The sequence below is a fragment of the Microbacterium sp. CCNWLW41 genome, assembly GCF_037083505.1.
Map to the genome: position 1 here is coordinate 20,602 of NZ_JBAOJP010000017.1, position 22,988 is coordinate 43,589.

Annotated in this window: 20 protein-coding genes; 14 read left to right on the plus strand and 6 right to left on the minus strand. The window is 74.7% G+C overall.

Annotation, left to right across the window (positions count from 1 at the left end; translation table 11 throughout):
• Positions 1-25: 25 nt before the first annotated feature.
• From V6R91_RS35200 to V6R91_RS35240, 9 genes are all read left to right on the plus strand, one after another.
• A complete protein-coding gene (locus V6R91_RS35200) occupies positions 26-1,339 on the plus strand; it encodes a hypothetical protein (protein ID WP_336399189.1) in 1,314 nt (437 codons plus the stop codon).
• Complete coding sequence (locus V6R91_RS35205) at positions 1,336-2,466, plus strand: hypothetical protein (RefSeq protein WP_336399190.1); 1,131 nt, start codon at positions 1,336-1,338, stop codon at positions 2,464-2,466. The genes V6R91_RS35200 and V6R91_RS35205 overlap by 4 nt, the downstream gene beginning before the upstream one ends.
• Positions 2,463-4,181 carry a hypothetical protein gene (locus V6R91_RS35210; protein ID WP_336399191.1) on the plus strand — a complete coding sequence of 573 codons (1,719 nt, stop codon included), beginning with the start codon at positions 2,463-2,465 and terminating at the stop codon, positions 4,179-4,181. Before V6R91_RS35205 ends, V6R91_RS35210 begins: the two co-directional genes overlap by 4 nt.
• Positions 4,175-5,509, plus strand: a complete 1,335-nt coding sequence (locus tag V6R91_RS35215) for a CHAT domain-containing protein (protein ID WP_336399192.1) — start codon at positions 4,175-4,177, stop codon at positions 5,507-5,509. The genes V6R91_RS35210 and V6R91_RS35215 overlap by 7 nt, the downstream gene beginning before the upstream one ends.
• Positions 5,510-5,574: 65 nt before the next feature.
• Positions 5,575-10,398 carry an Lhr family ATP-dependent helicase gene (locus tag V6R91_RS35220; RefSeq protein ID WP_336399193.1) on the plus strand — a complete coding sequence of 1,608 codons (4,824 nt, stop codon included), beginning with the start codon at positions 5,575-5,577 and terminating at the stop codon, positions 10,396-10,398.
• A gap of 34 nt (positions 10,399-10,432) precedes the next feature.
• Entirely contained in the window at positions 10,433-11,272 is an 840-nt protein-coding gene (locus V6R91_RS35225; RefSeq protein ID WP_336399194.1) for an EI24 domain-containing protein, read from the plus strand.
• Positions 11,265-12,038 (plus strand): DNA-formamidopyrimidine glycosylase family protein, encoded by a 774-nt coding sequence (locus V6R91_RS35230; protein ID WP_336399195.1) that lies wholly within the window; start codon positions 11,265-11,267, stop codon positions 12,036-12,038. The genes V6R91_RS35225 and V6R91_RS35230 overlap by 8 nt, the downstream gene beginning before the upstream one ends.
• A 48-nt stretch (positions 12,039-12,086) precedes the next feature.
• Positions 12,087-12,884, plus strand: a complete 798-nt coding sequence (locus V6R91_RS35235; protein WP_336399196.1) for an APH(3'') family aminoglycoside O-phosphotransferase — start codon at positions 12,087-12,089, stop codon at positions 12,882-12,884.
• Positions 12,885-12,991: 107 nt separating this feature from the next.
• Entirely contained in the window at positions 12,992-13,399 is a 408-nt protein-coding gene (locus tag V6R91_RS35240; RefSeq protein WP_067249410.1) for a transferase, read from the plus strand.
• Positions 13,400-13,499: 100 nt separating this feature from the next.
• Here the strand turns inward: V6R91_RS35240 and V6R91_RS35245 are convergent, their stop codons facing one another.
• Complete coding sequence (locus tag V6R91_RS35245) at positions 13,500-13,919, minus strand: hypothetical protein (RefSeq protein WP_336399197.1); 420 nt, start codon at positions 13,917-13,919, stop codon at positions 13,500-13,502.
• A gap of 84 nt (positions 13,920-14,003) precedes the next feature.
• Here V6R91_RS35245 and V6R91_RS35250 point away from each other — a divergent pair, with 84 nt between their 5' ends.
• From V6R91_RS35250 to V6R91_RS35260, 3 genes are read left to right on the plus strand one after another with little or no spacing between them, the layout of a single operon-like run.
• The gene (locus V6R91_RS35250; RefSeq protein WP_336399198.1) at positions 14,004-14,699 is read left to right on the plus strand and encodes a helix-turn-helix transcriptional regulator; all 696 of its coding nucleotides are present in this window, start codon (positions 14,004-14,006) and stop codon (positions 14,697-14,699) included.
• A gap of 4 nt (positions 14,700-14,703) precedes the next feature.
• Entirely contained in the window at positions 14,704-15,441 is a 738-nt protein-coding gene (locus V6R91_RS35255) for a LysR substrate-binding domain-containing protein (protein ID WP_336399199.1), read from the plus strand.
• Between the two features lie 56 nt (positions 15,442-15,497).
• Positions 15,498-16,226, plus strand: a complete 729-nt coding sequence (locus V6R91_RS35260; protein WP_336399200.1) for a glutamine amidotransferase-related protein — start codon at positions 15,498-15,500, stop codon at positions 16,224-16,226.
• A 45-nt stretch (positions 16,227-16,271) separates the two neighbouring features.
• Here V6R91_RS35260 and V6R91_RS35265 read toward each other — a convergent pair whose 3' ends face one another.
• Entirely contained in the window at positions 16,272-16,730 is a 459-nt protein-coding gene (locus tag V6R91_RS35265) for a glutaminase (RefSeq protein WP_336399201.1), read from the minus strand.
• Positions 16,727-17,926 carry a cation:proton antiporter gene (locus tag V6R91_RS35270; protein WP_336399202.1) on the minus strand — a complete coding sequence of 400 codons (1,200 nt, stop codon included), beginning with the start codon at positions 17,924-17,926 and terminating at the stop codon, positions 16,727-16,729. The genes V6R91_RS35265 and V6R91_RS35270 overlap by 4 nt, the downstream gene beginning before the upstream one ends.
• 158 nt (positions 17,927-18,084) lie before the next feature.
• On the opposite strand from V6R91_RS35270, the gene purU reads away from it, so the two are divergent.
• On the plus strand, positions 18,085-18,948 hold the full coding sequence (gene purU, locus V6R91_RS35275; protein WP_067250545.1) for a formyltetrahydrofolate deformylase: 864 nt from the start codon (positions 18,085-18,087) through the stop codon (positions 18,946-18,948).
• A 93-nt stretch (positions 18,949-19,041) separates the two neighbouring features.
• Here purU and V6R91_RS35280 read toward each other — a convergent pair whose 3' ends face one another.
• Together V6R91_RS35280 and V6R91_RS35285 are read right to left on the minus strand one after the other, a co-directional pair.
• Complete coding sequence (locus V6R91_RS35280; RefSeq protein ID WP_336399203.1) at positions 19,042-20,082, minus strand: NAD(P)H-dependent flavin oxidoreductase; 1,041 nt, start codon at positions 20,080-20,082, stop codon at positions 19,042-19,044.
• 61 nt (positions 20,083-20,143) lie between these two features.
• Positions 20,144-21,094: an EamA family transporter gene (locus V6R91_RS35285; protein ID WP_336399204.1), complete on the minus strand. Its 951-nt coding sequence runs from the start codon at positions 21,092-21,094 to the stop codon at positions 20,144-20,146.
• A gap of 22 nt (positions 21,095-21,116) precedes the next feature.
• Here V6R91_RS35285 and V6R91_RS35290 point away from each other — a divergent pair, with 22 nt between their 5' ends.
• Positions 21,117-21,773 carry a hypothetical protein gene (locus V6R91_RS35290; RefSeq protein ID WP_336399205.1) on the plus strand — a complete coding sequence of 219 codons (657 nt, stop codon included), beginning with the start codon at positions 21,117-21,119 and terminating at the stop codon, positions 21,771-21,773.
• Between the two features lie 104 nt (positions 21,774-21,877).
• Here the strand turns inward: V6R91_RS35290 and V6R91_RS35295 are convergent, their stop codons facing one another.
• Positions 21,878-22,987 (minus strand): alcohol dehydrogenase catalytic domain-containing protein, encoded by a 1,110-nt coding sequence (locus V6R91_RS35295; RefSeq protein ID WP_336399206.1) that lies wholly within the window; start codon positions 22,985-22,987, stop codon positions 21,878-21,880.
• Position 22,988 lies beyond the last annotated feature (1 nt).

The window sequence follows — 22,988 nt, forward strand, 5'->3', positions numbered from 1 at the left end:
GGCGCGTGATGGCTAGGGTGGGACCGTGCGCACTTCCTCACCGCCCGCGGCCGCAGACCCCGTCGCCGGGTCCGGGACGGGACGACGCGCCCGCGCGACGGTGATCACGGAGGCCTGGGCAGCCCTCGGCGCGGACGTGGAGGCGCTGAGCAACCCCGCCGGCCGGCCGCTCGCGCGCACCGTGAAGCTCATCCTCGACCCGCTGGTGATCCGGCCCGTGCAGAACCCGCACCTCGCCGGATCCGCCCTGGACCCCGCGGCGGCGTCGGAGCTGACCGCACGCATCCACGGCGCGCGGGACGATCTCGCCGCGACGGCCGCCTGGTTCCCCGAGCTCAAGCGCGCCCGGCGGGCGCTCGGCGTGACCGAGGGCAACCCGCAGGACCTCTACTTCCAGCGCTGTTTCGAGCTGGCCCGGTCAACGGGGATGCCCGGTCCGGACGCGGCCGCGATCGCCGCGAGCACCGTCTCCGAGGTGCAGCAGGAGACCGGCGGTTCGCTGCTGACGCGCATCCGCGCGCTGCTTGAGGACGACGCCGAGCGTGCGATCCTCGACGCGTCCCTCGCCGACGCCTGGACGGCCGCCGCGCCCCTGCCCTCCCCCACGCCGGACGCCGACGCCCTGGCGCAGCGGTTCCTCGACGTCTGCGTGGAGGAACCGGACGACGCCGACGCCTCGTTCACCGCGCTCGTCGCCACCGCCTCCGGCACGGCCTCGGCCGCGGGACACGCCGCCCCGGGCGCGGCGCGCGATCTCGGTTTGACCGCCCACGAGACGATCCCCGTGCCCCGGCTCGGCGGCACCGCGACGAAACGCGATCTGCCGCTCCCCTTCGACCGCTCGGTCTTCGAGCGGCTCTTCGCCGCACTGTCCTCCGGATCCCCGCGTGAGCTCCCGAGCGACGCGGCCGACCTGCTCGCCGACGAGATCGCGCGCTCGGCGGCGCCCTGGCAGCTCGCCGACGAGCGCAGCCGGGTCGTCATGATGCTCGGACGCGAGTCCGGACAGGCGCTGGGGCCCTCCGCCTCCCCACGCCCGGCGCGCGGCGTCCGTCTTCTGCACGGGCGCTGGTCGCGGGAGGCGTACGTGCGTCGCGTGCTGCGGCTCCCCGGGGATGCCAGCGGCGTGCCGGAGTCCCTCCGCGACGACGTGCGCGACGCCCGCCGCGCGTATCTGCGGCGGCTCTGGGTCCGGGTCCACGGACGGGAACTGCGGGGGCGCCCGCCTGTCGCCGACGAGGTCTGGGATCTGCTGGACGGCGTGCTGCGCTCGGTGATCATGGACCAGCGCCACCGCGTGAAGGCCGCGCTCGGCCGGGACCTCCCGGGAGCCGCATGACTCTTCTGCTGACGCCGACCGAGGACGGCGGCATCCGGATCTCCGCCCACGAGGACGGGGCGGACGGGTCCGTCCTCCCGCCCGCGCCCCCGTCGGCGACCGCCCTCGTCGAAGGGCGCGGCGCGCTTCTGCGCTGGCACATCGACGGGCCGGCGACCCCGACCGCACTCGTCCTCCACCCGGAGGTCGCGCAGGAATGGCTCGCCGACGTCTACGGGGACGAGGTCGCCGAGGCCGTGCGGTCCGTCACGCCGGCGGACTCCTCCCGCACGCTCCCCGCCGATGAGGGGCCGCTGCGCGCCGAGCTCCGACGCTGGGCGCACCTGTCCTGGGCGCGCTCCTGGTGGCCGGCGGGCATCGCGTTGCCGCCCCTCTCCGCCGGCCTCATCGACGCCGAACGGATCCTGCTGACCGCGGGCCTGGAGCATCTGCTGGACGACGAGGACGCGGTCGTCCACGCTCTCGCGGACGGCCGCGCCGCCCTGGCCGCCCTCGCCGCCGTCCCCTCACCCGTCTCCGCCGAGTCCGAGGCGCTCGCCCGTACGCTCGTCGGGCTCGCCGAGGACTACGGCGTGGACCTCGAGGACCTCTCTGCGCCGACGCCGACCCCGCCGGCCCGCGACGACTGGGCGCTCGCCGCCGGAGGCGCGACGGGCGCCGCGGGCCGTGCCGTCGCGTCCGGCGCGGCGGCGGTCCCCTGGGCCGCCGTCCCGGCGCAGACCCTGCACGCCGATGCGGACTCCCGCTGGGCGATCCTGGCGGACGCGGGCACGCACACCCTCCGCATCGAGGCCGACGCGGTGGCCGGCGGCGAGGCCGGCCCGCTTCGCGCCCGCTTCGGGCCCGACCCGAGGCACTCCCCGCCGCGGGGCGTCGAGGTCGTCCTGCGCCACGACGGCGAGCGTTTCGCCGGTGAGGTGCCGGTCGGCGTCGAGACGCTCATCCTCCCGGTCGCGCGACGGACTCTCCGGATCTGGGACGAGCGGATGACGCCGGTCCCCCTCGACCCCGAGCCGGCGGAGGTCCGCGACGCCGTGCTCCGTTTCGCCGCCGCGCGCGTCGCCGATCCGTGGTCCCTCGCCGAGCGAGCCCTCTCCGCGGAGGGCGCCCCGGAGGCCACCGCGTGACCGACGGGTCGCCGGCCGTCGAGGGGGCACCGGATCCGTTCGGCCCCGGCGAGGATCCGTCCGCGGTCCGCGGGCGCGTCCCGGCGACCGCACGCTGGCGACCGTACCGCGACCGCAACAACGACGGGGCGCGCAGCATGCAGCGCGGAGACCTCGCCCGCGGGGAGCAGCTTCTGCAGGAGGTCCTCGCGGCCACCGAGGACCCCGGATACGACGGCCGCGGGATCGACGGCGAGGCCCGCGACCTGCGGGCCCGGGCGATCCTGAACCTCGCCGCCGTGCGCGAATGGCAGGGACGGCTCGCCGAGGCGCTGTCCCTCACCGACGAGGGCATCGCCACCGCCGAGGCCGCGCTCGCCGAGATCGGCGACGAGCGGGCGACCCGCACCGTGCAGCTCAACGGCCGGCTCTCGCGCGTGCAGGTCCTGCATGCGCTGGATCGCAACGACGAGGCGCTCGCCGCGCTCGACGTGGCGGCCGCGGAGATCGAGGCCGCGGGCGAGGAGCTGGATCAGCGGGAGCTGCTGACCCTGTCCACGCACAACATCCGCACGGGGATCCTCATCCTCGTCGGCCGCCTCGCCGAGGCGGAGGCCGAGGCGCACCGCACGATCGAGGCGGCGATGGCGTTCGAGCCCTCGCTCGCCGCGCACGCGTACACGAACCTCGGCGTCATCGCCCAGCGCACCGGGGACCCGCGCGCCGAGGAGTATCTGCGCCTCGCCGCACAGATGCAGGGCGAGCAGGGCGACGCCGCGACCCGGCAGCTCGCGGTCGAGAACCTCGCCCGCTCGGCGCTGCAGGACGGCCGGGTCGAGCAGGCGCAGGAGCTCTTCTCCGAGGCCGCGAACCTGGCCCGCGAGGCCGGGCTCGTCACCCGGCTCGCGGCGAGCAGGACCGGCCTGGCATCCGTCCTGCTGCAGACCCGGCGCACGGCGCAGGGGTTGAAGATCCTCCGCGGGCTCATCGAGGAGCTCACCGCGCTCGGCTCCGTGCACGAGCTGCGCGAGGCGTACGGGTTCCTCGGCGACGCGCAGTCCGCCCTCCTGAAGCACGCGGAGGCGCAGGAGTCGTACCTCGCGGCACGGGGGCTCACCCGCGCGGTGCACGAACGCTGCCGCGTGGACCTCCGGCGCGCCGAGGCGTACGCCGAGTGGGCGTCGGTGACGCCGCTGCCGGGACGACGGATGCAGCGCCTGCGCACCGCCCTGGAGATCGCCGTGCCGGTGCTGCTCGCGACGGAGGCGCTGCGCGAGGACTTCCCGCCCGGACCGGTGCGCGAGCGGTGGGGGCTGGCCGTGACCGCCCCGGCGCGCGAGCTCGCGTTCCGTCTGGCAGGGGTGCTCCGGGAGGCCGAGCTGATGTTCGACCTCGTCGAGAACGCCGCGGCCTCCGCGACCCTGCAGTCCGAGGCGGTCCCGTCCGGCACGACCGAGGCGCCCGGGATCGCGCCGCTGTTCGATCCGTTCCGGCGCGAAGACCTGATCCCGTCGGATCCGGCCATGGAGCGCGCGGATCCGGACGCCGCCCTGCTCCCCGCCGCCGCGTCCGGCCTGTGGGGCGGGTCCGGCTCCGCTTCGATCCCGCGGTTCGCGCTGCCGCCGCGGGTGCGCCGCGCACCGGGGACGGGAGCCGCCCTGGACGAGTGGATCGTCCGTGCCGAAGCCGAGTACGGCGTGCGAGTGCGCGCGGACACGGTGGTGGCCGCATGGTGAAGAACTGGCGGGAGATGCGCCTGCTCGGACCGCCGGCCCTGGGGACCCGGGCGGACGGACGCGAGGTCCTCGTCGACCTCGGCGACCGACGGCCCACCGCCCGTGTCCGGTACGTGGACGCGGACGACCTCTACGTGAGCTGGGTATGGGACCACCAGCTCGACTCGCCGCGCATGACCGTCCTCCCCCGGGCGGAGATCGCCCCGGTCCTCGGTCGGCTGGCCTGGGCGCTGCCGACGCCCCTCGCCGGGGAAGGGGGCACGGACGCCCTCCGCCGCGCGCTCTCGGCCGGCGAGCTCCTGGACCGGGAGCGCGAGCGCTCGCTGGCCGCCGCGCTGACCGCCGCGCTGATCCCGGCCTGGCTGGGGCTGGAGCTGAACGCGCTCGAGCACGCCGGCCGACGCCCCCGCCTGCGGGTGCAGTCCTCCCCCTCGACCGCGCAGGTGCCGTGGGAGATGCTCGCGACCTCCGGGGACGAGCGGACGATCGACATGGTCGACGTCTCGGCGCTGCTTCCCGCCACCCTCCGCAACGATCCCTCCCGGGCCGTCGCGCCCTGGGACCCGGAGGCGCCCGTCGTCACGGTCGTGGATCCGGTCGTCCCCGGCTTCCCGGCGACGAGCGAGCTGGGCAGCGTGCTGGGCCCGGTGGCGGACAACGCCCCGCTGGCCGTGCGCATGCGGGAGCACGCCGCGCGACGGCATCCCCCCGCGGGCGACGATCCGCACAGCCGCATCCGCCGTGACGACATCACCCGGGAGCGACTGGCGCTCGAGCTGCAGGGCGCCTCCCGGCTGCTGTACGTCGGCCACGTCACCGCCTCGACGCACGCGCTCGACGCGCGCATGCACCTGTCCGACCCGGCGACCACGCCCGGCTCGGCGGGGACGCTCGGGCAGCACCGCCCGCTCTCCGCGGCCGACATCGCCCTCGGCACCTCGGCGATGGGTCCCCTCACCGCTCCGAACCGCGTCGCGCTGGTCGCCTGTGACTCCGGCGGGGACCTGCGCTACGCCGAGCCGACCGGGCTCGTCGCCGCCTTCGCCCACCGCGGCGCCGAGTACGTCACGGCGACCCGGTGGACCCTGCCGACCGACGCGGGCCTGCGCCGTTTCGTCCCGGGTCTGGGGGACGACGCCGAGGGGATGCTGGCCGAGGCGGTGCTGGCCGTCGACGCCGCGCACGACGCGGAGGATCCGGTCGCGACCCTGACGGCGTGGCAGCGCGCGCAGCGGGTCCGCTGGACCGAGACCGGGGACCGCCGCTTCAGCCCCCTCCTCTGGGGCGCGTTCACGACGACCTGGTCCCCGCCGCCGACGCCCGCCTGACCCCCGCCGCGCCTCCATCGGATGCGACGGGTCCGGATGTCGGCGGCAGCCGGGATGATGGACGGGTGGGTGCGACCGACGTCCTCGACCGATTCACCCCCGCGACCCAGGACTGGTTCCGCGGGGCGTTCACCGCGCCCACCCCGGCCCAGGCCGGAGCCTGGGAGGCGATCTCGGCGGGGAGGAACGCCCTGGTCGTCGCCCCGACGGGGTCGGGAAAGACGCTCTCCGCCTTCCTCTGGGCGATCGACCGGGTGTTCCGGGAGCGGACGGAGACCGCGGGAGCGGAACCCGATCCGGAGGAGACCGCGCCCCGGCGGCGCGGACGGCGCACGACGACCCCGGCCGAGGGCGTCTCGCGCACCCGCGTCCTCTACATCTCGCCACTGAAGGCGCTGGGGGTCGACGTCGAGCGCAATCTCCGCTCGCCGCTCATCGGCATCGGCCAGGCCGCCCGGCGACTGGGGGTGCCCGCCCCCGCGGTGACCGTGGGCGTGCGCTCCGGGGACACGTCCTCGGCGGACCGCCGCAAGCTCCAGACCGATCCGCCCGACATCCTCATCACGACGCCCGAGTCCCTCTACCTCATGCTCACCAGCCGTGCGGGCGACACCCTCCGCGACGTCCACACGGTGATCATCGACGAGGTGCACGCCGTGGCGGCGACCAAGCGGGGCGCGCACCTGGCCGTCTCCCTGGAACGCCTGGACGCGCTGCGCCGCGGGCACGGCGCGGAGTCGCCCGTCCAGCGGATCGGGCTGTCCGCCACCGTCCGCCCGATCGACGAGGTGGCCCGTTTCCTGGGGGGCTCCCAGCCGGTGGAGATCGTGGCGCCGCGGGCCTCGAAGACGTTCGACCTGGACGTCGTCGTCCCCATCGACGACATGCTCAACCCGCCCCCGCCGCCCGGCGCCCCCGATCCGGCGGGCGCGGACGACGGATCGACGGGGTTCGCCGAGAACACCGAGGTCACCGGTTCCGTCTGGCCGCATGTCGAGGAGGCGATCGTCGACCGGATCCTCCAGAACAGCTCCACGATCGTGTTCGCGAACTCCCGGCGGCTGGCCGAGCGCCTCACGGGGCGGCTGAACGAGATCTACTCCGAGCGACTCGGCCTGGACCTGCCCGACGCCGCCGTCCCGGCCGCCAGTCCCGCCCAGTCGGGTTCGACCGCCGGTGCCGAGGCGGTCCTCGCCAAGGCGCACCACGGATCCGTCTCGAAGGAGCAGCGCGCCGTCGTCGAGGAGGAGCTGAAGGCGGGCATCCTGCGGTGCGTGGTCGCCACGAGCAGCCTGGAGCTCGGCATCGACATGGGCGCCGTGGACCTCGTGATCCAGGTCGAGGCGCCGCCGTCCGCCGCATCCGGCCTCCAGCGCGTGGGCCGCGCGGGCCACCAGGTCGGCGAGATCAGCCGCGCGTCCCTCTTCCCCAAGCACCGAGGGGACGTGCTGCACACGGCGATCGTGACCGAGCGCATGCTCGCCGGGCAGATCGAGGCCATCGCCGTGCCGCGCAACCCGCTCGACATCCTCGCCCAGCAGACCGTCGCGGCCTGCGCTCTGGATCCCATCGACGTCGAGCAATGGTTCGACACCGTGCGCCGCAGCGCCCCCTTCGCGTCCCTCCCCCGATCCGCGTACGAGGCCACGCTGGACCTGCTGGCCGGCAGATTCCCGTCCGACGAGTTCGCCGAGCTCCGCCCCCGCCTGGTGTGGGACCGGGACGCCGGGACGCTCACCGGGCGACCCGGCGCGCAGCGCATCGCGGTCACGAGCGGGGGCACGATTCCGGATCGAGGCCTGTTCGGCGTCTTCGTGGCCGGAGAGACCACCGGCGCCCGGGTCGGCGAGCTCGACGAGGAGATGGTCTACGAGTCGCGGGTGGGCGACGTCTTCACTCTGGGCACCACGAGCTGGCGGATCGCCGAGATCACGCACGACCGGGTGAACGTGATCCCCGCGTTCGGACAGCCGGGACGGGTGCCGTTCTGGCACGGCGACGGTCTGGGGCGCCCGTATGAGCTCGGCGAGGCGCTGGGGAGGTTCACGCGCGAGGTCTCCGCGGCCACGCCGGACGAGGCGCGGGAGCGTCTGAGCGCCGCCGGGCTCGACGACCGCGCGCAGGCCAACCTGCTCGCCCATCTGCACGAGCAGCGCGAGGCGACCGGGGCCCTCCCCACGGACCGGACGCTCACGGTCGAGCGCAGCAGGGACGAGATCGGCGACTGGCGGCTGATCCTGCACTCCCCCTACGGACAGACCGTGCACGCGCCGTGGGCCCTCGCGGTCAACGCGCGGGTCCGGGAGCGCCTGGGCGTGGAGGGATCGGCGGTCGCGAGCGACGACGGGATCATCGTCCGGATCCCCGACGCGGAGACCGATCCCCCCGGCGCCGAGCTGTTCGTGTTCGAGCCCGAGGAGCTCGAGCGGATCGTCACGGACGAGGTGGGCGGCTCCGCGCTGTTCGCCTCCCGGTTCCGGGAGTGCGCGGCCCGCGCCCTGCTCATGCCGCGGATGAACCCCACCCGCCGCACCCCGCTGTGGCAGCAGCGGCAGCGGTCGGCGCAGCTGTTGGAGGTCGCACGCAAGCACCCCACGTTCCCGATCATCCTGGAGACCCTGCGCGAGGTGCTGCAGGACGTGTACGACCTGCCGTCGCTGCGCCGGCTCGCGACGGCCATCGCCGATCGACGGATCCGGCTGGTCGAGACCCAGACGGCCCAGCCCTCCCCCTTCGCCCGCGACCTGCTGTTCGGCTATGTCGGCGCGTTCATGTACGAGGGCGACTCGCCGCTCGCCGAGCGACGGGCCGCGGCGCTGTCGGTGGATCCCGCCCTGCTCGGCGAGCTGCTGGGCACGGTCGAGATGCGGGAGCTGCTCGACCCGGACGTGATGACGCAGTTCGAGCGCGAGGTGCAACGGCTCGACCCAAGCCGCCGTGCGCGCGGTGTGGAGGGCGTCGCGGACCTGTTGCGCGTGCTCGGTCCGCTCGACGCCGCCGAGGTCGCGCTGCGCCTGGAGCCCGCGGAGGCCCCGCGGACACGGGACGAGGAGCACAGCGCGGAGCCGGCGCCCCACGCCGTCCCCTCCCGGTCGTTGAGCGAGGAGCGAAGCACCGAGACGAAACGCGCCCAGCCCGCCCCCGACGCTCCCCCGCACGCGACGGAGGCCGAGGCCGCTGCGCACCTGGCCGCGCTCGTGGCGGCCCGGCGGGCGATCGAGGTCACGGTCGGCGGCGTGCCGCGGGTGGCCGCCATCGAGGACGCCGGACGGCTCCGTGACGCGCTCGGCGTGCCCCTGCCGGTCGGGATCCCGGTCGCCTTCCTCGAACCGGTCGCGGACCCGCTGGGCGACCTGCTCGCCCGATACGCCCGCACCCACGCGCCGTTCCCCGCGTCCGCTCCGGCGAGCCGCTTCGGGCTCGGCGCCGCCGTCGTCCGGCACGCGCTGCAGCGGCTGGAGGGCGACGGGCGGGTGGCGAGCGGGTACTTCCTCCCGCCGACCGCATCCGGCTCCGAGGACGGGGAGTGGTGCGACGCCGAGGTGCTGCGGAGGCTGCGGATGCGCTCGCTCGCCGCGATCCGCGGCAGCGTCGAGCCCGTCGCCCCAGAGGCGTTCGCCCGGTTCCTGCCGCAGTGGCAGCACCTGTCGCGTCCGCTCGAGGGGGTCGACGGCGTCGCCACCGTGGTCGAGCAGCTCGCCGGGGTGCCGATCCCGGCGAGCGCCTGGGAGTCGCTGATCCTCCCCCAGCGCGTGCGCGACTACAGTCCGGCGATGCTGGACGAACTGCTGTCCTCCGGCGAAGTCGTGTGGTCCGGGCACGGCGCCCTGCCCGGTCGGGACGGCTGGGTCTCGCTGCATCCGGCCGACCTCGCGCCGTTCACGCTCCCCGACGCGGACGAGCCGGCGCTGAGCCCGGTGGAGGAGGACGCCGCGGACCCGCTCGAGCTCCGGCTGCGGTCCGTGCTCACGGGGCGCGGCGCCTTCTTCCCCGCGCAGTTGCGCGACGCCGCCGAGGCCACGAGCGAGCAGGCCGTGCTCGAAGCACTGTGGAACCTGGTCTGGGCCGGCGAGGTGACCGGCGACACGTTCGCGCCCATCCGCGCCCTGCTCTCCGGCGGATCCCAGGCGCACCGGGTGACGCGCCGTGCTCCTCGCGCCCGCACGTTCCGCGGCGTCTCCCTGGCGCGCCCGTCGTCCGCCCGCCCCGCGACGGCCGGCGGGCGCTGGTCGCTGCTGCCGGAGCGGGAGACCGACCCGGCCCGACGGGCCACCGTGACCGCGGGGCTGCTGCTGGACCGCTACGGCGTCGTCACACGGGGATCCGTGCAGGCGGAGGGAGTCCCGGGCGGCTTCGCGCAGGCCTACCGGGTCCTCGCGGGGTTCGAGGAGGCCGGGCACTGCCGCCGCGGCTACGTGATCGAACGCCTCGGCGCCGCCCAGTTCGCCGCCTCGACCACGGTCGATCGACTGCGCACCTTCGCCGGCCTCGCCGATCCGCCGCCCCGCTCGGCGGTCACGCTCGCCGCGACGGATCCGGCGAACCCCTACGGTGCCGCGCTCGCCTGGCCACGCCTCGACGAGGTGTCGCATCGCCCCGGCCGCAAGGCCGGCGCCGTGGTCGTCCTCGTGGACGGATCCCTCGTGCTCTATCTGGAGCGGGGCGGACGCACGGTACTGGCGTTCGGCGAGGACCCCGACACGCTGCGCGCCGCCGCCGCCGATCTCGCGGCGACCGCACGGGCCCGCCGCCTTGACACGCTGACCGTGGAGAAGGTGAACGGTCAGAGCATGTACGGCACCGAGCTCGGCTCCGCTCTCGGCCGGGTGCTGCAGGAGGCCGGGTTCGTGGCTACGCCGCGCGGGTTCACCCTCCGCAAGGCCGTCTGATGCCCCGATCCGTGGCGCGGCCTAGGGTGGGAACGTGATCGGTGAGTTCGGTGCCGGGGTCGCGACCCTGCTGCGCGGGTTCGGGCTGTGGCGACGCCGTCCTGGCCTGATGGCGCTGGGCCTGCTCCCCGCCGTGATCGCCGCGGCGGTGCTGCTGGCCGCGCTGATCCCGCTCGCCCTGTCCCTGGGCCCCCTCGCCGACGCGCTCACGCCGTTCGCCGACGGGTGGATCCCCGGATGGCGCACGGCGCTGCGGATCGCCGTCGGCACGGTCGTGTTCGTGGCCGCGCTGGCGCTGGCCGCGGCCGTCTTCACCGCGCTCGCGCTGATCATCGGCGATCCGTTCTACCAGCGCATCTGGCGGGCGGTGGAGCACGAGCGGGGCGCGCCGCCGGAGGGCGAGGGCTCCTTCTGGACGACGGTGGGCGAGGGCGTCCGCCTCGTGCTCGTGGGGGCGCTGACCGGCCTCGTCGTCCTGCTCGTCGGCCTCATCCCGGTCGTCGGCGGCGTGGTCGGCGCCGTGCTCGGCGTCGTGCTGACCGGTCGGGTCCTCGCCCGGGAGCTCACCGGCCGCGCGTTCGACGCCCGGGAGCTCGACGGCCCGCAGCGCACCGCGATCCTGCGCAGCGGCCGGGCACGGACGCTGGGCTTCGGCGTCGCGACGCAGCTGTGCTTCCTCGTCCCGCTCGGGGCGGTGATCGTCATGCCTGCGGCGGTCGCCGGTGCGACCATGCTCGCCCGGGATCTCCTGGAACGCACGCCCCTCCCGGCGCCCGAGGCCGCTGCCGCCCCCGAGGCCGCGGCCCCCCGACCGCCCTTCGGCGGGACGCAGGATCGGGACGCCGCTCTCCCCGGCGGATCGTCGGATGCCTGAGGGAGACACCGTCTTCCGCGTCGCGCGGCGGCTCGACCGCGCTCTGCGCGGAGGGGTCATCACGCGCTTCGACCTGCGCGTGCCGGAGCTCGCGACGGCGGACCTGCGGGGCGAGAGCATCGCCGACGTTACGGCGCGGGGGAAGCACCTCCTGTTGCACGCGGGCGGGATGACCCTGCGCTCGCACCTGCGCATGGACGGCGCCTGGCACCTGTATCGGCCGGGCGAGCGGTGGCGCGCGCCGGCGTTCCGCGCCCGCGCGGTCGTCGGTACCGCAGAGGCGGAGGCCGTGGGCTTCGACGTGTCGATGCTCGCCCTGGTCCCCACCCGCGAGGAGGCCGCCCTCGTCGGGCACCTCGGGCCCGACCCGCTCGGTCCGGACTGGGACCCCGCCGAGGCGGCCCGCCGGATCCACGCCGATGCCCGGCCGATCCACGTCGCGCTCCTGGACCAGCGCAACGTCGCCGGGTTCGGCAACGAGTACGCCGCCGAGCTGCTGTTCCTCCGCGGCGTGCGGCCGACGACGCCGGCGCCGGACGTGGACGCCGATGCCCTGGTCGCGCTCGGGGCTCGGACCATCCGCGCGAACATCGACCGAGTCGACCGCACCTTCACCGGGATCGACCGGCGCGGACAGACGACCTGGGTGTACGGCCGAGCCCGGCGCCCGTGCCGGAGATGCGGGACCCCGATCGAGACGGGCGAGCTCGGCGCGAGCCCGACGGAGGAGCGGATCCTCTTCTGGTGCCCGACCTGTCAGCGATGAGGCAGGCGGAGCCTTGACCGCGCCCGCCGCACCGGAGGAGTCGACCACATGAACACCGAAGCACTGGTGGTTCCGCGCGACGAGTGGATCCCGATCACGACCGGCGAGTCCGGCGACCGCGTCCTCCGCCGCGCCGACGGGGCCGTCTTCGCCAAGATCGCGGAGCCCGATCGCGTCGCCGACCTCGCCGCCGAGCGAGATCGCCTGGAATGGCTCGCCGGTCGCGGGATCGCCGCCCCGGAGCCTCGCGACTGGCGAGAGGGCGAAGACGGCGCCTGCCTCGTCATGACGGCGATCCCCGGCGTGCCGGCCTCCGAGCTCGCTGGGGAGGATCTCCTGGCCGCGTGGCCCTCGATCGCCCGGTGCCTCGCGGCCCTGCACGCGCTGGACGCCGCGACGTGTCCCTTCGACAGAGGCCTGGAGCGGATGTTCGCGCGCGCCCAGGACGTCGTCGGACGGGGCGCCGTCGATCCCGACTTCCTCCCGGACGAAGACCGCGGCACTCCGGCCCCGGAGCTGCTGGCCCGCGTGGAACGGGAGCTCCCGCTCCGGCTGTCCCTCGAGGCGCACGAGGAGGTCGTGTGCCACGGGGATCCGTGTCTGCCGAACCTCCTCGTGGATCCCGAGACCCTGCAGTGCAACGGGATGATCGATCTGGGCCGGCTGGGTCGCGCGGATCGGTACGCCGACCTGGCGCTCCTGCGGGCCAACGCAGCCGAGAACTGGTCCTCCGCCGCGCAGGCGGAGGAGGCGGACGCGATCCTGTTCGCGACGCTCGGGATCACCGATCCGGACCCGGCCGCAGCGGCCTTCTACCTCCGGCTGGACCCCCTGACCTGGGGGTGAGGCCACGCCGGGGACTCCCCCGCATCGGATCCGATGCACGGGAATGAATCACGCCCCTCCGCGGTTGTCCATATATCCGGGGGAAAGCCCGGACACGGGAGGTTTTCGTGGGCAAGAACTACGTCGACATCGAGGACGACCAGGGCGGCACCCTGCGCTACCGCAAGCACGCCAACGGTCGAGGACTCGTCGCGCACGGCGCGAAGGTGCATCCGCTCGCGCACGTGGAGGCGGGTGCCTATGTCGAACCGGGCGCGAAGGTCGGGGCCGGGGCCCGGGTGGCCCGCGGCGCATGGATCGAGCCCGACGCCGTGATCGGCGTGGACGCGCGGATCGACGCGCACGCGCACATCGGCGCAGGCGCCACCGTCGGTGACGGGGCGAGCATCGGCGTGCGCACCGACATCGGGGCGGGTGCCAGGATCGCGCGGGGAGCGAAGATCGGCGACGACGAGACCGTCGCGGCGGGCATGCGGATCATGACCGACCGGAAGGGACTCTGGCTGGCGGCCTGAGCGCCTGAGGAGCACGTCGGCGCCCGCACCCGCCGCGCCGGCATGACGAGGGCGGGACCGCTCCCCCGCGGTCCCGCCCTCCCCCCTGCGCGCGGTGCGCTCAGCGTGAGCGCGTGCGTCGTTGTGCGGCGGCGAGGCTCGCCAGCGCGAGCGCGCCGACGAGCAGCCCGAAGTCGCGCAGTGCGATGTCGAGATAGCCGCCGACGCTGACGAGGCTCACGATGATGCCGGCGAGCCACGCGGCGACGAGGTAGCCGCCCCATCGCGGCCACACGGCGACCACGATCCCCGCGACGATCTCGATCACGCCCACGATGGCCATCGCGGTCCGCGCGTCCCCCGGGATGAGGGCGTCCATCCAGGGAGCCAGATAGCGCTCCCAGTCGGGCGTCAGCAGCCGGACGAACTTGTCCAGCCCGAACAGAATCGGCGCCACCGTGAAGACCGTCCGCAGCAGCAGGAACGCTTGGCGGTTGCCGTCCTGCGTCAACGGAAGACGGGTCTCGGTCATGGTTCTCATGTCGCCTCCTTTCTAAATAGTGTTAGTTTGTAAAATAGAGATGTGAGACGCTGAGCACAAGACCCCTGCGAGATCGAGGACGAGATGAACATCGAGGTCCACGCCGCCGGCATCGGCGCCCTGGCCGACCCGACCCGGCGAGCGCTCTACGAGTACGTCATCGGTCGCCCGGATCCCTCCGGGCGCGAGGCGGCCGCGGAGGCGGCCGGCGTCGCCGATCACATCGCGCGGTTCCACCTCGACAAGCTCGTGGACCTCGGCCTGCTCGAGGTCGAGTTCCGCCGGTTGAGCGGGCGGAGCGGCCCCGGCGCCGGGCGCCCCGCCAAGCTCTACCGTCGCGCCGCCGACACCATCGCCGTCTCCCTGCCGCCGCGCCGTTTCGACCTCGCCGGACACATCCTCGCGCGGGCGATCGAGGACGCCGACGGCACAGCGCCGCTCGACGATGCCGTCCGCGACGTCGCCCGCGAAGAGGGCCGGATCGCGGGCGCGGCCGCATCCGAGGCCGACCCGGGCCCGGCGCAGGACGAGCATCGTCTGCGGCAGGCGCTCCGCGCGATGGGCTACGAGCCGCGGACGGAGGGCGACGAGATCGTCCTCGCGAACTGTCCTTTCGACGCGCTGGCACGCACGCACACCGCCCTCGTCTGCGGGATGAACCAGGCGTTCGTCGAAGGCATGATCGACGGGGCCCGGTGCACGGGCCTCGACGCCCGCCTCGCCCCGCACGAGGGGCGCTGCTGCGTCACCGTGACCGCCTCCGCCACCCCGGTACGCTGAAGGCATGACGAGGAAGGGCGCCGGAGGCCGCCGCCCCCGCACCGGGAGCCCGCGTCCCGCCGCGGCGGGACGATCCCGGGCCGGCGTCGGAAGCCAGGGGAAGCGCTCGGCCGCCCCGTCCCGCGCCGCGCGCCCGGCCCCGCCCGAGCAGCCGCGGACCTTTCGGCTCGGCGCCGTTCCCGGGGCGATGCCGGGGCGCTGGATCGACACGTGGAAACGCCGCATGCCGCACGTGGCGCTCGAGCTCGTCGAGATCCCCGTCGCCGATCAGCGCGACGCCGTCCTGAGCGGACGGGTGGACATCGCCCTGGTCCGCGAGCCGCTCGACCGGGCCGGTCTGCACGCCATCCCGCTGTACGAGGAGCTGCCCGTCGTGGTCGCCTCCGCAGACTCGCACCTGCTCGCGGCCGACGAGCTCACGGCGGACGACCTGCGCGGCGAGGTGCTGCTCACCACCCGCGAGGACGTGCTCGGCCCGCTGAACCTGCCCACGATCGATGCGGCATCCGGTCCTCTCGACACCGTGGCGGACGCCGTCGCGACGGTGGCCGCGGGCGTCGGCATCGCCGTCATGCCGATGTCCCTGGCCCGGTTCCATCACCGCAAGGACGTCGACCACCGCGTCCTCGTCGACGGCCCCGTCGCCCCGGTCCTGCTGGCGTGGAGGCAGGATGCGACGACGCCGGACGTCGAGACCTTCATCGGCATCGTCCGCGGCCGCACGGAGAACTCCTCCCGCTGAGTCCCCCTGGGGCGCACGGATTCAGCGGGACGGCGTCGCTCGCCTAGAATCTCGGGGTGGCTTCGCTCCTCTACGTGGGCGTCCGCCCCGAGCTGGACGCGGCGACGGCGGAGCGCGCATCCTTCCGCGTCGCTCTCGGCGTCCGTCCCGACGAGCTGGACCGCATCGACCTCGTGACCAACCCGCTCCCCGACGACGCCGGCGAGCGGTACGCCGGATTCGTGATCGGCGGCTCCCCGTTCAACGCGACCGACGTCGCCAAGTCCGACACGCAGCGCCGGCTGGAGGCGGACCTGGAGCGGATCGCGCAGAGCGCGATCGACGGCGGTCCGCCCGCCTTCTTCACGTGCTTCGGCATCGGTGTCGTGACGCGCCTGCTCGGGGGGACGGTCACGACCGACCATCCGGAGGAGGCCAGCGCCGCGGAGGTGCGGACGACGCCCGCGGCCGCCGCCGATCCGCTGTTCGGACCGTCCGCCCCGGCGTTCACCGCCTTCACCGCCCACAAGGAGGGCTCGCGCGAGGCTCCGCCCGGTGCCGTCCTGCTCGCCGCGAACGACGCCTGCCCCGTCCAGGCGTACCGCGTGGGCGACCGCCTCTGGGCGACGCAGTTCCATCCGGAGCCGTCGCCGCGGGACTTCGCCGACCGGATGACGTTCTACCGGACGACCGGCTACTTCGATCCGGCAGCCTTCGACACCGTCCAGGAGGCGGTGCTCCGTTCCGCGGTGACCGAGCCCGCCTGGATCCTCGGCCGGTTCGCCGATATCGCGCTCGGTCGCTGAGCGCCGCCGGTCCGGAGGCCGGCATCGGGGCACCCGGTCCCGGCGCTACCCGCCCAGGAGCAGGGCGATCCGCTCGTCCAGGTAGGCGGCCAGCGGCATGTATCCGCCCGCGGCGGACCATCGCACCGCGGGCACACCGTCCCGCATCGCCAGGGGGCCGGAGGATCCGCCTGCCTCCACCGCGGAGACGTCGATCGCCGTCCAGCCCACGTGCACGACCTCACCCGGGGCGAACCCGCCGCGCACCGCCTGGGCCCGCCGCTCGGCCCGGGCGCGCGCCGACTCGGCGGCGTACCCGCGCCGCACTTCCTCGGCAGCCCGCAGCACCTCGGCGGTGGCGAACACCTCGTCCGCGGTGAGCAGCAGCACCCCGACGTGCCAGGCGGATCCGGCCCGCACGATCCGCGGCGCACGCCAGCGCGAGGTCTTCTCCACTCCCAGCCCCTCCTGGGGGAGCCCTGCCAGGCGCGCGCGGGCGTCCGCCAGCAGCGCCGCGACCGTCACAGCTCCCCCGGGGGCACGGTCGGCCGCGACGGCAGCCGCTCGCCGCGCACCTGCATCGCGATCACCGGGAACAGGAGCACCGACAGTATCCCGGCGCCCACCAGCGCCGCCGCCGTCCCAGAGCCGAGCATGCCCTGGTCGACGCCGATCGCGGTCACGGCGACGATGATCGGCAGACCCGTGGCGCCGAGCAGCCCGAGGCCGATCCGGTCCCGCCCGGACGAGCCCGCCGGTGCGGACAGCTGCGCCGCGCCGCCGCGCAGCACGAGCAGGAGGACGAGGAAGACGGGGACGAGCAGCAGCATCGCCGGAGCCGCGAGCAGCGCGCCCAGGTCGAAGCGCACGCCGGTCATGAGGAAGAAGATCGGCACCAGGAAGCCGAACGCCACCGCCTCGATCTTGCTCTCGACCGCGGCCGCGTCCGCCTCCGGGGCGCGCGCCATGATGATCCGCCACACGGCTCCGGCGACGAAGGCCCCGAGCAGCATGTCGAGGTCGAGGACGACGCTGAGGGCCACGAGCGCGGCGATGAGGAGCAGCACGAACCGCACCCCGAACTGGTCCGAGGTGTGCAGCGTCGCCCGGATGACGGCGTGCAGGCGTCCGTGCGGCGTGCGGTGCGCGAGGGCGATCGCCAACGCCGCGATGACGACGAACGCGAGCAGCACGAGCGCCGACACGACCGTGGTGCGCGCGCTCAGGAACAGCGAGATCGCCACGAGAGGGAGGAACTCGCCGACCGCGCCGATGGCGGACACGGCGTGGCCGAACGGCGTGCCGAGCTCACCGGCGTCGCGGAGGATCGGCATCAGGGTGCCGAGGGCCGTCGAGCTCAGTGCGATCGCGATCACCACGGCGCCGTCTCCGGGGGCGACCAGCAGGCCCGCCGCGATCCCTCCGGCGAGGCTCAGGATCCACCCGAGCGAGGCTCGTCCGAGCGAGCGGGTGCCGATCTCTCGGACGTCGATCTCGGCCCCGGCCACGAAGAACAGCATCGCCAGGCCGAAGTCCGCCAGCGTGTCGGTGACGACGTGCGGCTGGACCCACCCCAGCGCCGCCGGGCCGACGAGGATCCCCAGCAGCAGCTCGAACACGACGATCGGCACGCGCACCGCCGGGCGGACCGCGCGGGCGAGCAGGGGCGCGAGCACCGCGAGGGCGGGGATCAGGACGAGGCCTGCTTCGCTGGGCGTCACGGACTCAGGTTAGCGACACCGCGTCCCGCCGCCCGGCCCGGTTCTCCGCCGGACACGACATGTGCGCCCGAGTCGCCCGCGTGACGCCCAGGATTCGCCTCCCGGGGCGGGGAACGGCAGAATCGATCCACACCCCCGCGAGGCCTCCGAGGAGCACCATGGCCCAGCCCGACACCGCACGCCTGCTGATCGCCTGCGACGACCAGCCCGGCATCGTCGCCGCCGTCGCCGGCGTGCTCGCCGAGCACGGCGCCAACATCATCTCCCTCGACCAGCACTCCACCGACGCGGAGGGCGGTCGCTTCTTCCAGCGCACGGTGCTCCATCTCGAGGGCCTCGCCGCCGCCCGCCCCGCCCTGGAGGCGTCGCTGGCCGCGGTGGCGGAGCGGTTCGGCATGGAGTGGTCGCTGCACGACGCGTCACGGCGCAAGCGCGTGGCGATCTTCGTCTCGAAGTACGACCACTGCCTGCTGGAGCTGCTGTGGCGCACGCAGCGCGGCCAGCTCGACATCGACGTCACGATGGTCGTCTCGAACCACCCCGATCTCGCGGAGGCGGTCCGGTCGTTCGGCGTGCCGTTCGTGCACATCCCCGGCGCCCCGGGGCCCGAGGGCAAGGCGGAGATGGAGCGGCGTCAGCTCGAGCTGCTGCAGGGGAACGTCGACCTCGTCGTGCTCGCCCGCTACATGCAGATCCTCACGGACGACTTCATCGAGCGCCTCGGCGCCCCGGTCATCAACATCCATCACTCCTTCCTGCCGGCGTTCATCGGCGCCAACCCGTACGCGCGGGCGAAGGAGCGCGGCGTCAAGCTCATCGGCGCGACCGCGCACTACGCGACGGCCGATCTCGACGAGGGGCCGATCATCGAGCAGGACGTCACGCGCGTCACCCACGCGGAGTCGGCCGCGGAGCTGCAGCAGCGCGGCGCCGATGTGGAACGCCTCGTCCTCGCCCGCGCGGTGCGCTGGCACGCCGAGGACCGGGTCATCGTGCACGGCCGCTCGACGGTCATCCTCTGACCGGGCTCCGCCTCCGCCGACCGGGGTCGTCCCCGGCATACCGATGTTTCCCCCGGCGAGCTGCGCGGCCGCGAGGGGCGGGCGTCCGGACGGTCAGGCGGGGAGTCCCTCCGCGAGCTCGGCGAAGACCTCCGCGGCGGTGTCGTGCGTGGCCAGCGGCGCGGACTGACCGAGCCAGAGAGACTGCAGATCGCCTCGCCCCTGCGTGCCCGCGGCGGCCCGGAACCGGCCTGTGATCCAGTTCTGCGCCGGGAAGGCGGCGATCGCGCCGGCCGCCTCGATCTCGGTCACCGCACGGTTGGCGGCGCCGCGGGCCAGACGCCCGCTCATCGCCCTCGTAAGCACGCTCTCGTCGGCCGCGGTGGCTTGGATCGCGGCGACGTGGGCCTCGTTGGCGGCGGACTCGCGAGTGGCGAGGAAGGCGGTGCCGACCTGGACGCCCTGCGCCCCGAGCGCGAAGGCCGCGGTGACTCCCCGGCGGTCCGCGATCCCTCCCGCGGCGATGACCGGGACCGAGACCGCGTCCGCGATCTGCGGAATCAGCGAGATCCCGCCGACGAGCGAGGATTCGGGCGCACGGAGGAAGGAGACCCGGTGCCCCGCGGCCTCGGAGCCCGTCGCGACGACCGCGTCCACGCCCCCGGCCTCCAGGGCCACGGCCTCGGCCACCGTCGTCGCCGTGCCGATGACGCGGATGCCGCGCTCGTGCGCCGCGTCGACCACCTCGCGCGACGGGACGCCGAAGACCACGCTCAGCGCCGCCGGACGCACGTCCCACACGGCGTCGAGCTGCTCCTCCAGCGTCGGCAGGTAGCGGGCCGGACGCGCCGGAACCTCCAGCCCGACCTCCGCGAAGTACCCGGCGAGCGCACGCGCGGCGTCCTCGTAGCCGTCATCCGGTTCGACCTCGTCTCCCTGGGGAAGCCAGAGGTTGAGACCGAACGGCCGATCGGTGGCGGCGTGCAGCGCGGCGCCGGTCTCGCGGATCCGGTCGCCGTCGTACCCGTACAGTCCATAGGATCCGAGTCCTCCCGCGTCGCTCACCGCCGCGGTCAGCTCCACGGAGCTGAGGCCGCCGAACGGGGCCAGGATGATCGGGACGTCGATGCCGAGGAGATCCGTGAGCGCGCTCATGCCTCGAGGCTACGCCCGCGTTCCTCCTGGTCGGCGCTCGATGACGGGCGGCGTCCTGACGTCAGTCCGGGACGACCGGGATCGAGCCGGTCATGAGCGAGGGAGGCTCCTCGTCCGGGCCCGCGCCACGGCGCCGGCGCGCCCCCGCCGTGACCCCGATGCTCGCCGCGACGACCAGCGCGATCGCGGCCATCCGCAGCGGCGTCGCCTGCTGACCGAGGACGATCCATCCGGCGAGCGTCGCGAAGACCGGTTCGAGGCTCAGCAGGATCCCGAACACGCGCTGCGGCAGCCGCCGGAGCGCGGCGAGCTCCAGCGTGTACGGGATGACCGAGGCGAGCAGTGCGGTGAGGCCCGCCATGAGCACCAGCGAGGGCTCCCCCACGGCCGTCCCCATCGCGGGGACGCCGAACGGCAGCAGCAGCACGGCGGCGACCCCGAGCGCGACCGCCAGACCCCCGGTGCCCGGGATGAGGGCGCCGACACGGGTGCTCGTGCGGATGTACATCACCCAGAACCCCGCGGCGACGAGCGCGAAGAGGACCCCGATCGGGTCCAGCGGATCGCTGCCGGTGAGCCCGTCCACGGCGAGCAGCGCCATCCCGCCGAGCGCCAGGCCGACCCAGAGGAAGTCCACGACGCGACGGGTCAGCGCGGCGGCGAGAACGAGCGGACCGAGGAACTCGATGGCCACGGCGGGGCCGAGCGGGATCCGCTCGATCGCGGCGTAGTACGTGCCGTTCATCGCGGCGACCGAGACGCCGAACAGGATCGCCGCGGTCCACTGCGCCCGGTTCCAGTGCCGCAGCCTCGGACGCGCGATGAGGGTCACCACGACGGCGGCGATGAGGACGCGCAAGGACGTGACGCCCCAGGTCCCCAGGGCGGGGAAGAGCGTCGTCGCGACGGCGGCGCCGAACGGCAGGGAGAGGCAGGATCCGATGACGAGGGCGACGCCGACGCCGATGTTCCGCGACGGCGTGCCGACCCCGGCGGCGGAGTTTTCGGGCATCCCCCCAGCTTAGGGTGGGGGCATGACGTCACCGCAGCCGCGCGCCCGTCCTCTGTGGGTTCCGGTCCTCCTCGGGGCAGGGACGGTGCTCGCCCCGCTGCTGACCGTGTCCGGCGTCGACATGCTCCGCGAGGAGCTGCACCTGCTGTGCTCGTTCGAGCGGATGGGCGACGAACCGGGGAGCTGGTACTGCGCGGACGGCATCGGGTACATCCTCCCCGGTCTCGTCGTCGCCGCAGTGGTCGGACTCCCGGTGCTGGCCGGGTTCCTCCTCGTGCTCACCCTGACCCGGCGCCGGACGATGGCACTGTGTCTCCTCGCGCCCCTACCGGTCCTCGCCGTCACGGGCCTCACCGCAGCCATGACCGTCTCCCGCACTGACGCGCTGCCTGACGGCACGGCATGGCCCGGCGTCTGGTGGTCCGCGGTCGGGCTCGCCGCGGCGATCGCAGTCGGCGGCGTCCTGCTGGCGGCGATGACCGTCCGCCGGATGGCCGCCGGTACGGCCTTGATCCTCCGGATCGCCGCGGGCGTCGGCCTCCTGCTCTCCGTCGTCGTGCAGGTCGGGCTCCTCGCCGCGGTCGCGGCGTCCGCGCTGCTCCTCGTGGCCGCAGCCGCGACCGCCCCCGTGCGCTCGCGCCCGTCCTCCTCGGTCGAGTGGTCAGTTTCTGCGGGTTGAACGCCGCGGAACCCACAGAAACTGACCACTCGACACCGGGGACCCGGACGAACGATGGGCGTCGGCGTCGGAGACGGAGATGGCGGACGGGGAGGGACGGCGGGTCAGCGCGGGGTGAGACCGACGCGGAGCGGGGCGTCGGGCGCGGCGGCCTCGGCGAGCGCGGCGTCCACGTCCGTGAGCGGATGCACGGCCCCGACGAGGTCGGCGAAGGGGTGTGCCCGCCCCCGGCCCGCCATGAACGCCACCGCGGCGGCCAGCTCCTGGCCCGTGTAGTTGTGCACCCCGGCCACCGTGACGAGGCCGCGGACGATCCGCTCGGCGTCCAGCGGCACCGGATCGGCCGGGAAGACGCTGCCGACGAGGACCACAACCCCGCCCGTGTCCGCCGCGTCGATCGCCGCGGACACGGCGTGCCCGGACGCCTCGATCACGACGTCCGCCGACTCCGCGTCCACGGCCGCCGGCGGCACCGCCGACAGCTCGAACCGGGTCGCCGTCGCGCGGCGGTCCGGACTCGGATCCGCGATGCGCACGTCGGCGCCCTCCTCCGCCGCGATCACGGCCGCGGTGAGCCCGACCAGGCCCGCGCCGTACACCACCACGCGCGCACCGTCGAGCGGGCGGACCGCGGCGGCGCGGGCCACCGCGGCCCAGGCGGTCGCCGTGGCGCAGGACACCGGCGCGAGCGCCGGAGCGGGGAGCGTCTCGGGCACCCGGACGATCGCCGTGCCCGCCCGCAGATGCACGTGCCCGGCGAACCCGCCGGTCAGCTCCCACCGCGGCTCGACCCGGGAATGGCCGTACTTGGCCAGATCCCGGCACTTCTGCGGGAACCCGGCCCGGCAGCGGTCGCACTGCTCGCACGACACCGTGACGGACCACACGACGCGATCCCCGACGTGCAGGGGCGAGGCGTCCACCGCCGAGGCGCCGTCGTCCCCGATGGCGATGATGCGCCCCACGCTCTCGTGCCCCAGGACCAGGGGCGTGGGGGCGGCCCGCCGGCCCTGGACGGTGTGGAGGTCGGATCCGCAGATCGTGGACAGCTCCACGGCCACGAGCACGTCGCGGGGTCCGAGCGCGACGCCCGGCACCGCCATCCGCTCGTGCCGCTGCCCCGCCCCGAGCCAGACCATCGCGGTCGCGGCGGGCCGCAGCGTCACGTCCCGCCGGCGCACCGGTGCGCCGGTCTGCGCCAGCACCGCGCGCATG

Bases quoted from the DNA above. Each gene is read 5' to 3' on its own strand.
- V6R91_RS35205 (WP_336399190.1), top strand. From the start codon at position 1,336: ATGACTCTTCTGCTGACGCCGACCGAGGACGGCGGCATCCGGATCTCC.
- V6R91_RS35215 (WP_336399192.1), top strand. From the start codon at position 4,175: ATGGTGAAGAACTGGCGGGAGATGCGCCTGCTCGGACCGCCGGCCCTG.
- V6R91_RS35230 (WP_336399195.1), top strand. From the start codon at position 11,265: ATGCCTGAGGGAGACACCGTCTTCCGCGTCGCGCGGCGGCTCGACCGC.
- V6R91_RS35235 (WP_336399196.1), top strand. From the start codon at position 12,087: ATGAACACCGAAGCACTGGTGGTTCCGCGCGACGAGTGGATCCCGATC.
- V6R91_RS35245 (WP_336399197.1), bottom strand. From the start codon at position 13,919: ATGAGAACCATGACCGAGACCCGTCTTCCGTTGACGCAGGACGGCAAC.
- V6R91_RS35250 (WP_336399198.1), top strand. From the start codon at position 14,004: ATGAACATCGAGGTCCACGCCGCCGGCATCGGCGCCCTGGCCGACCCG.
- V6R91_RS35255 (WP_336399199.1), top strand. From the start codon at position 14,704: ATGACGAGGAAGGGCGCCGGAGGCCGCCGCCCCCGCACCGGGAGCCCG.
- purU (WP_067250545.1), top strand. From the start codon at position 18,085: ATGGCCCAGCCCGACACCGCACGCCTGCTGATCGCCTGCGACGACCAG.
- V6R91_RS35280 (WP_336399203.1), bottom strand. From the start codon at position 20,082: ATGAGCGCGCTCACGGATCTCCTCGGCATCGACGTCCCGATCATCCTG.
- V6R91_RS35285 (WP_336399204.1), bottom strand. From the start codon at position 21,094: ATGCCCGAAAACTCCGCCGCCGGGGTCGGCACGCCGTCGCGGAACATC.
- V6R91_RS35290 (WP_336399205.1), top strand. From the start codon at position 21,117: ATGACGTCACCGCAGCCGCGCGCCCGTCCTCTGTGGGTTCCGGTCCTC.
- V6R91_RS35295 (WP_336399206.1), bottom strand. From the start codon at position 22,987: ATGCGCGCGGTGCTGGCGCAGACCGGCGCACCGGTGCGCCGGCGGGAC.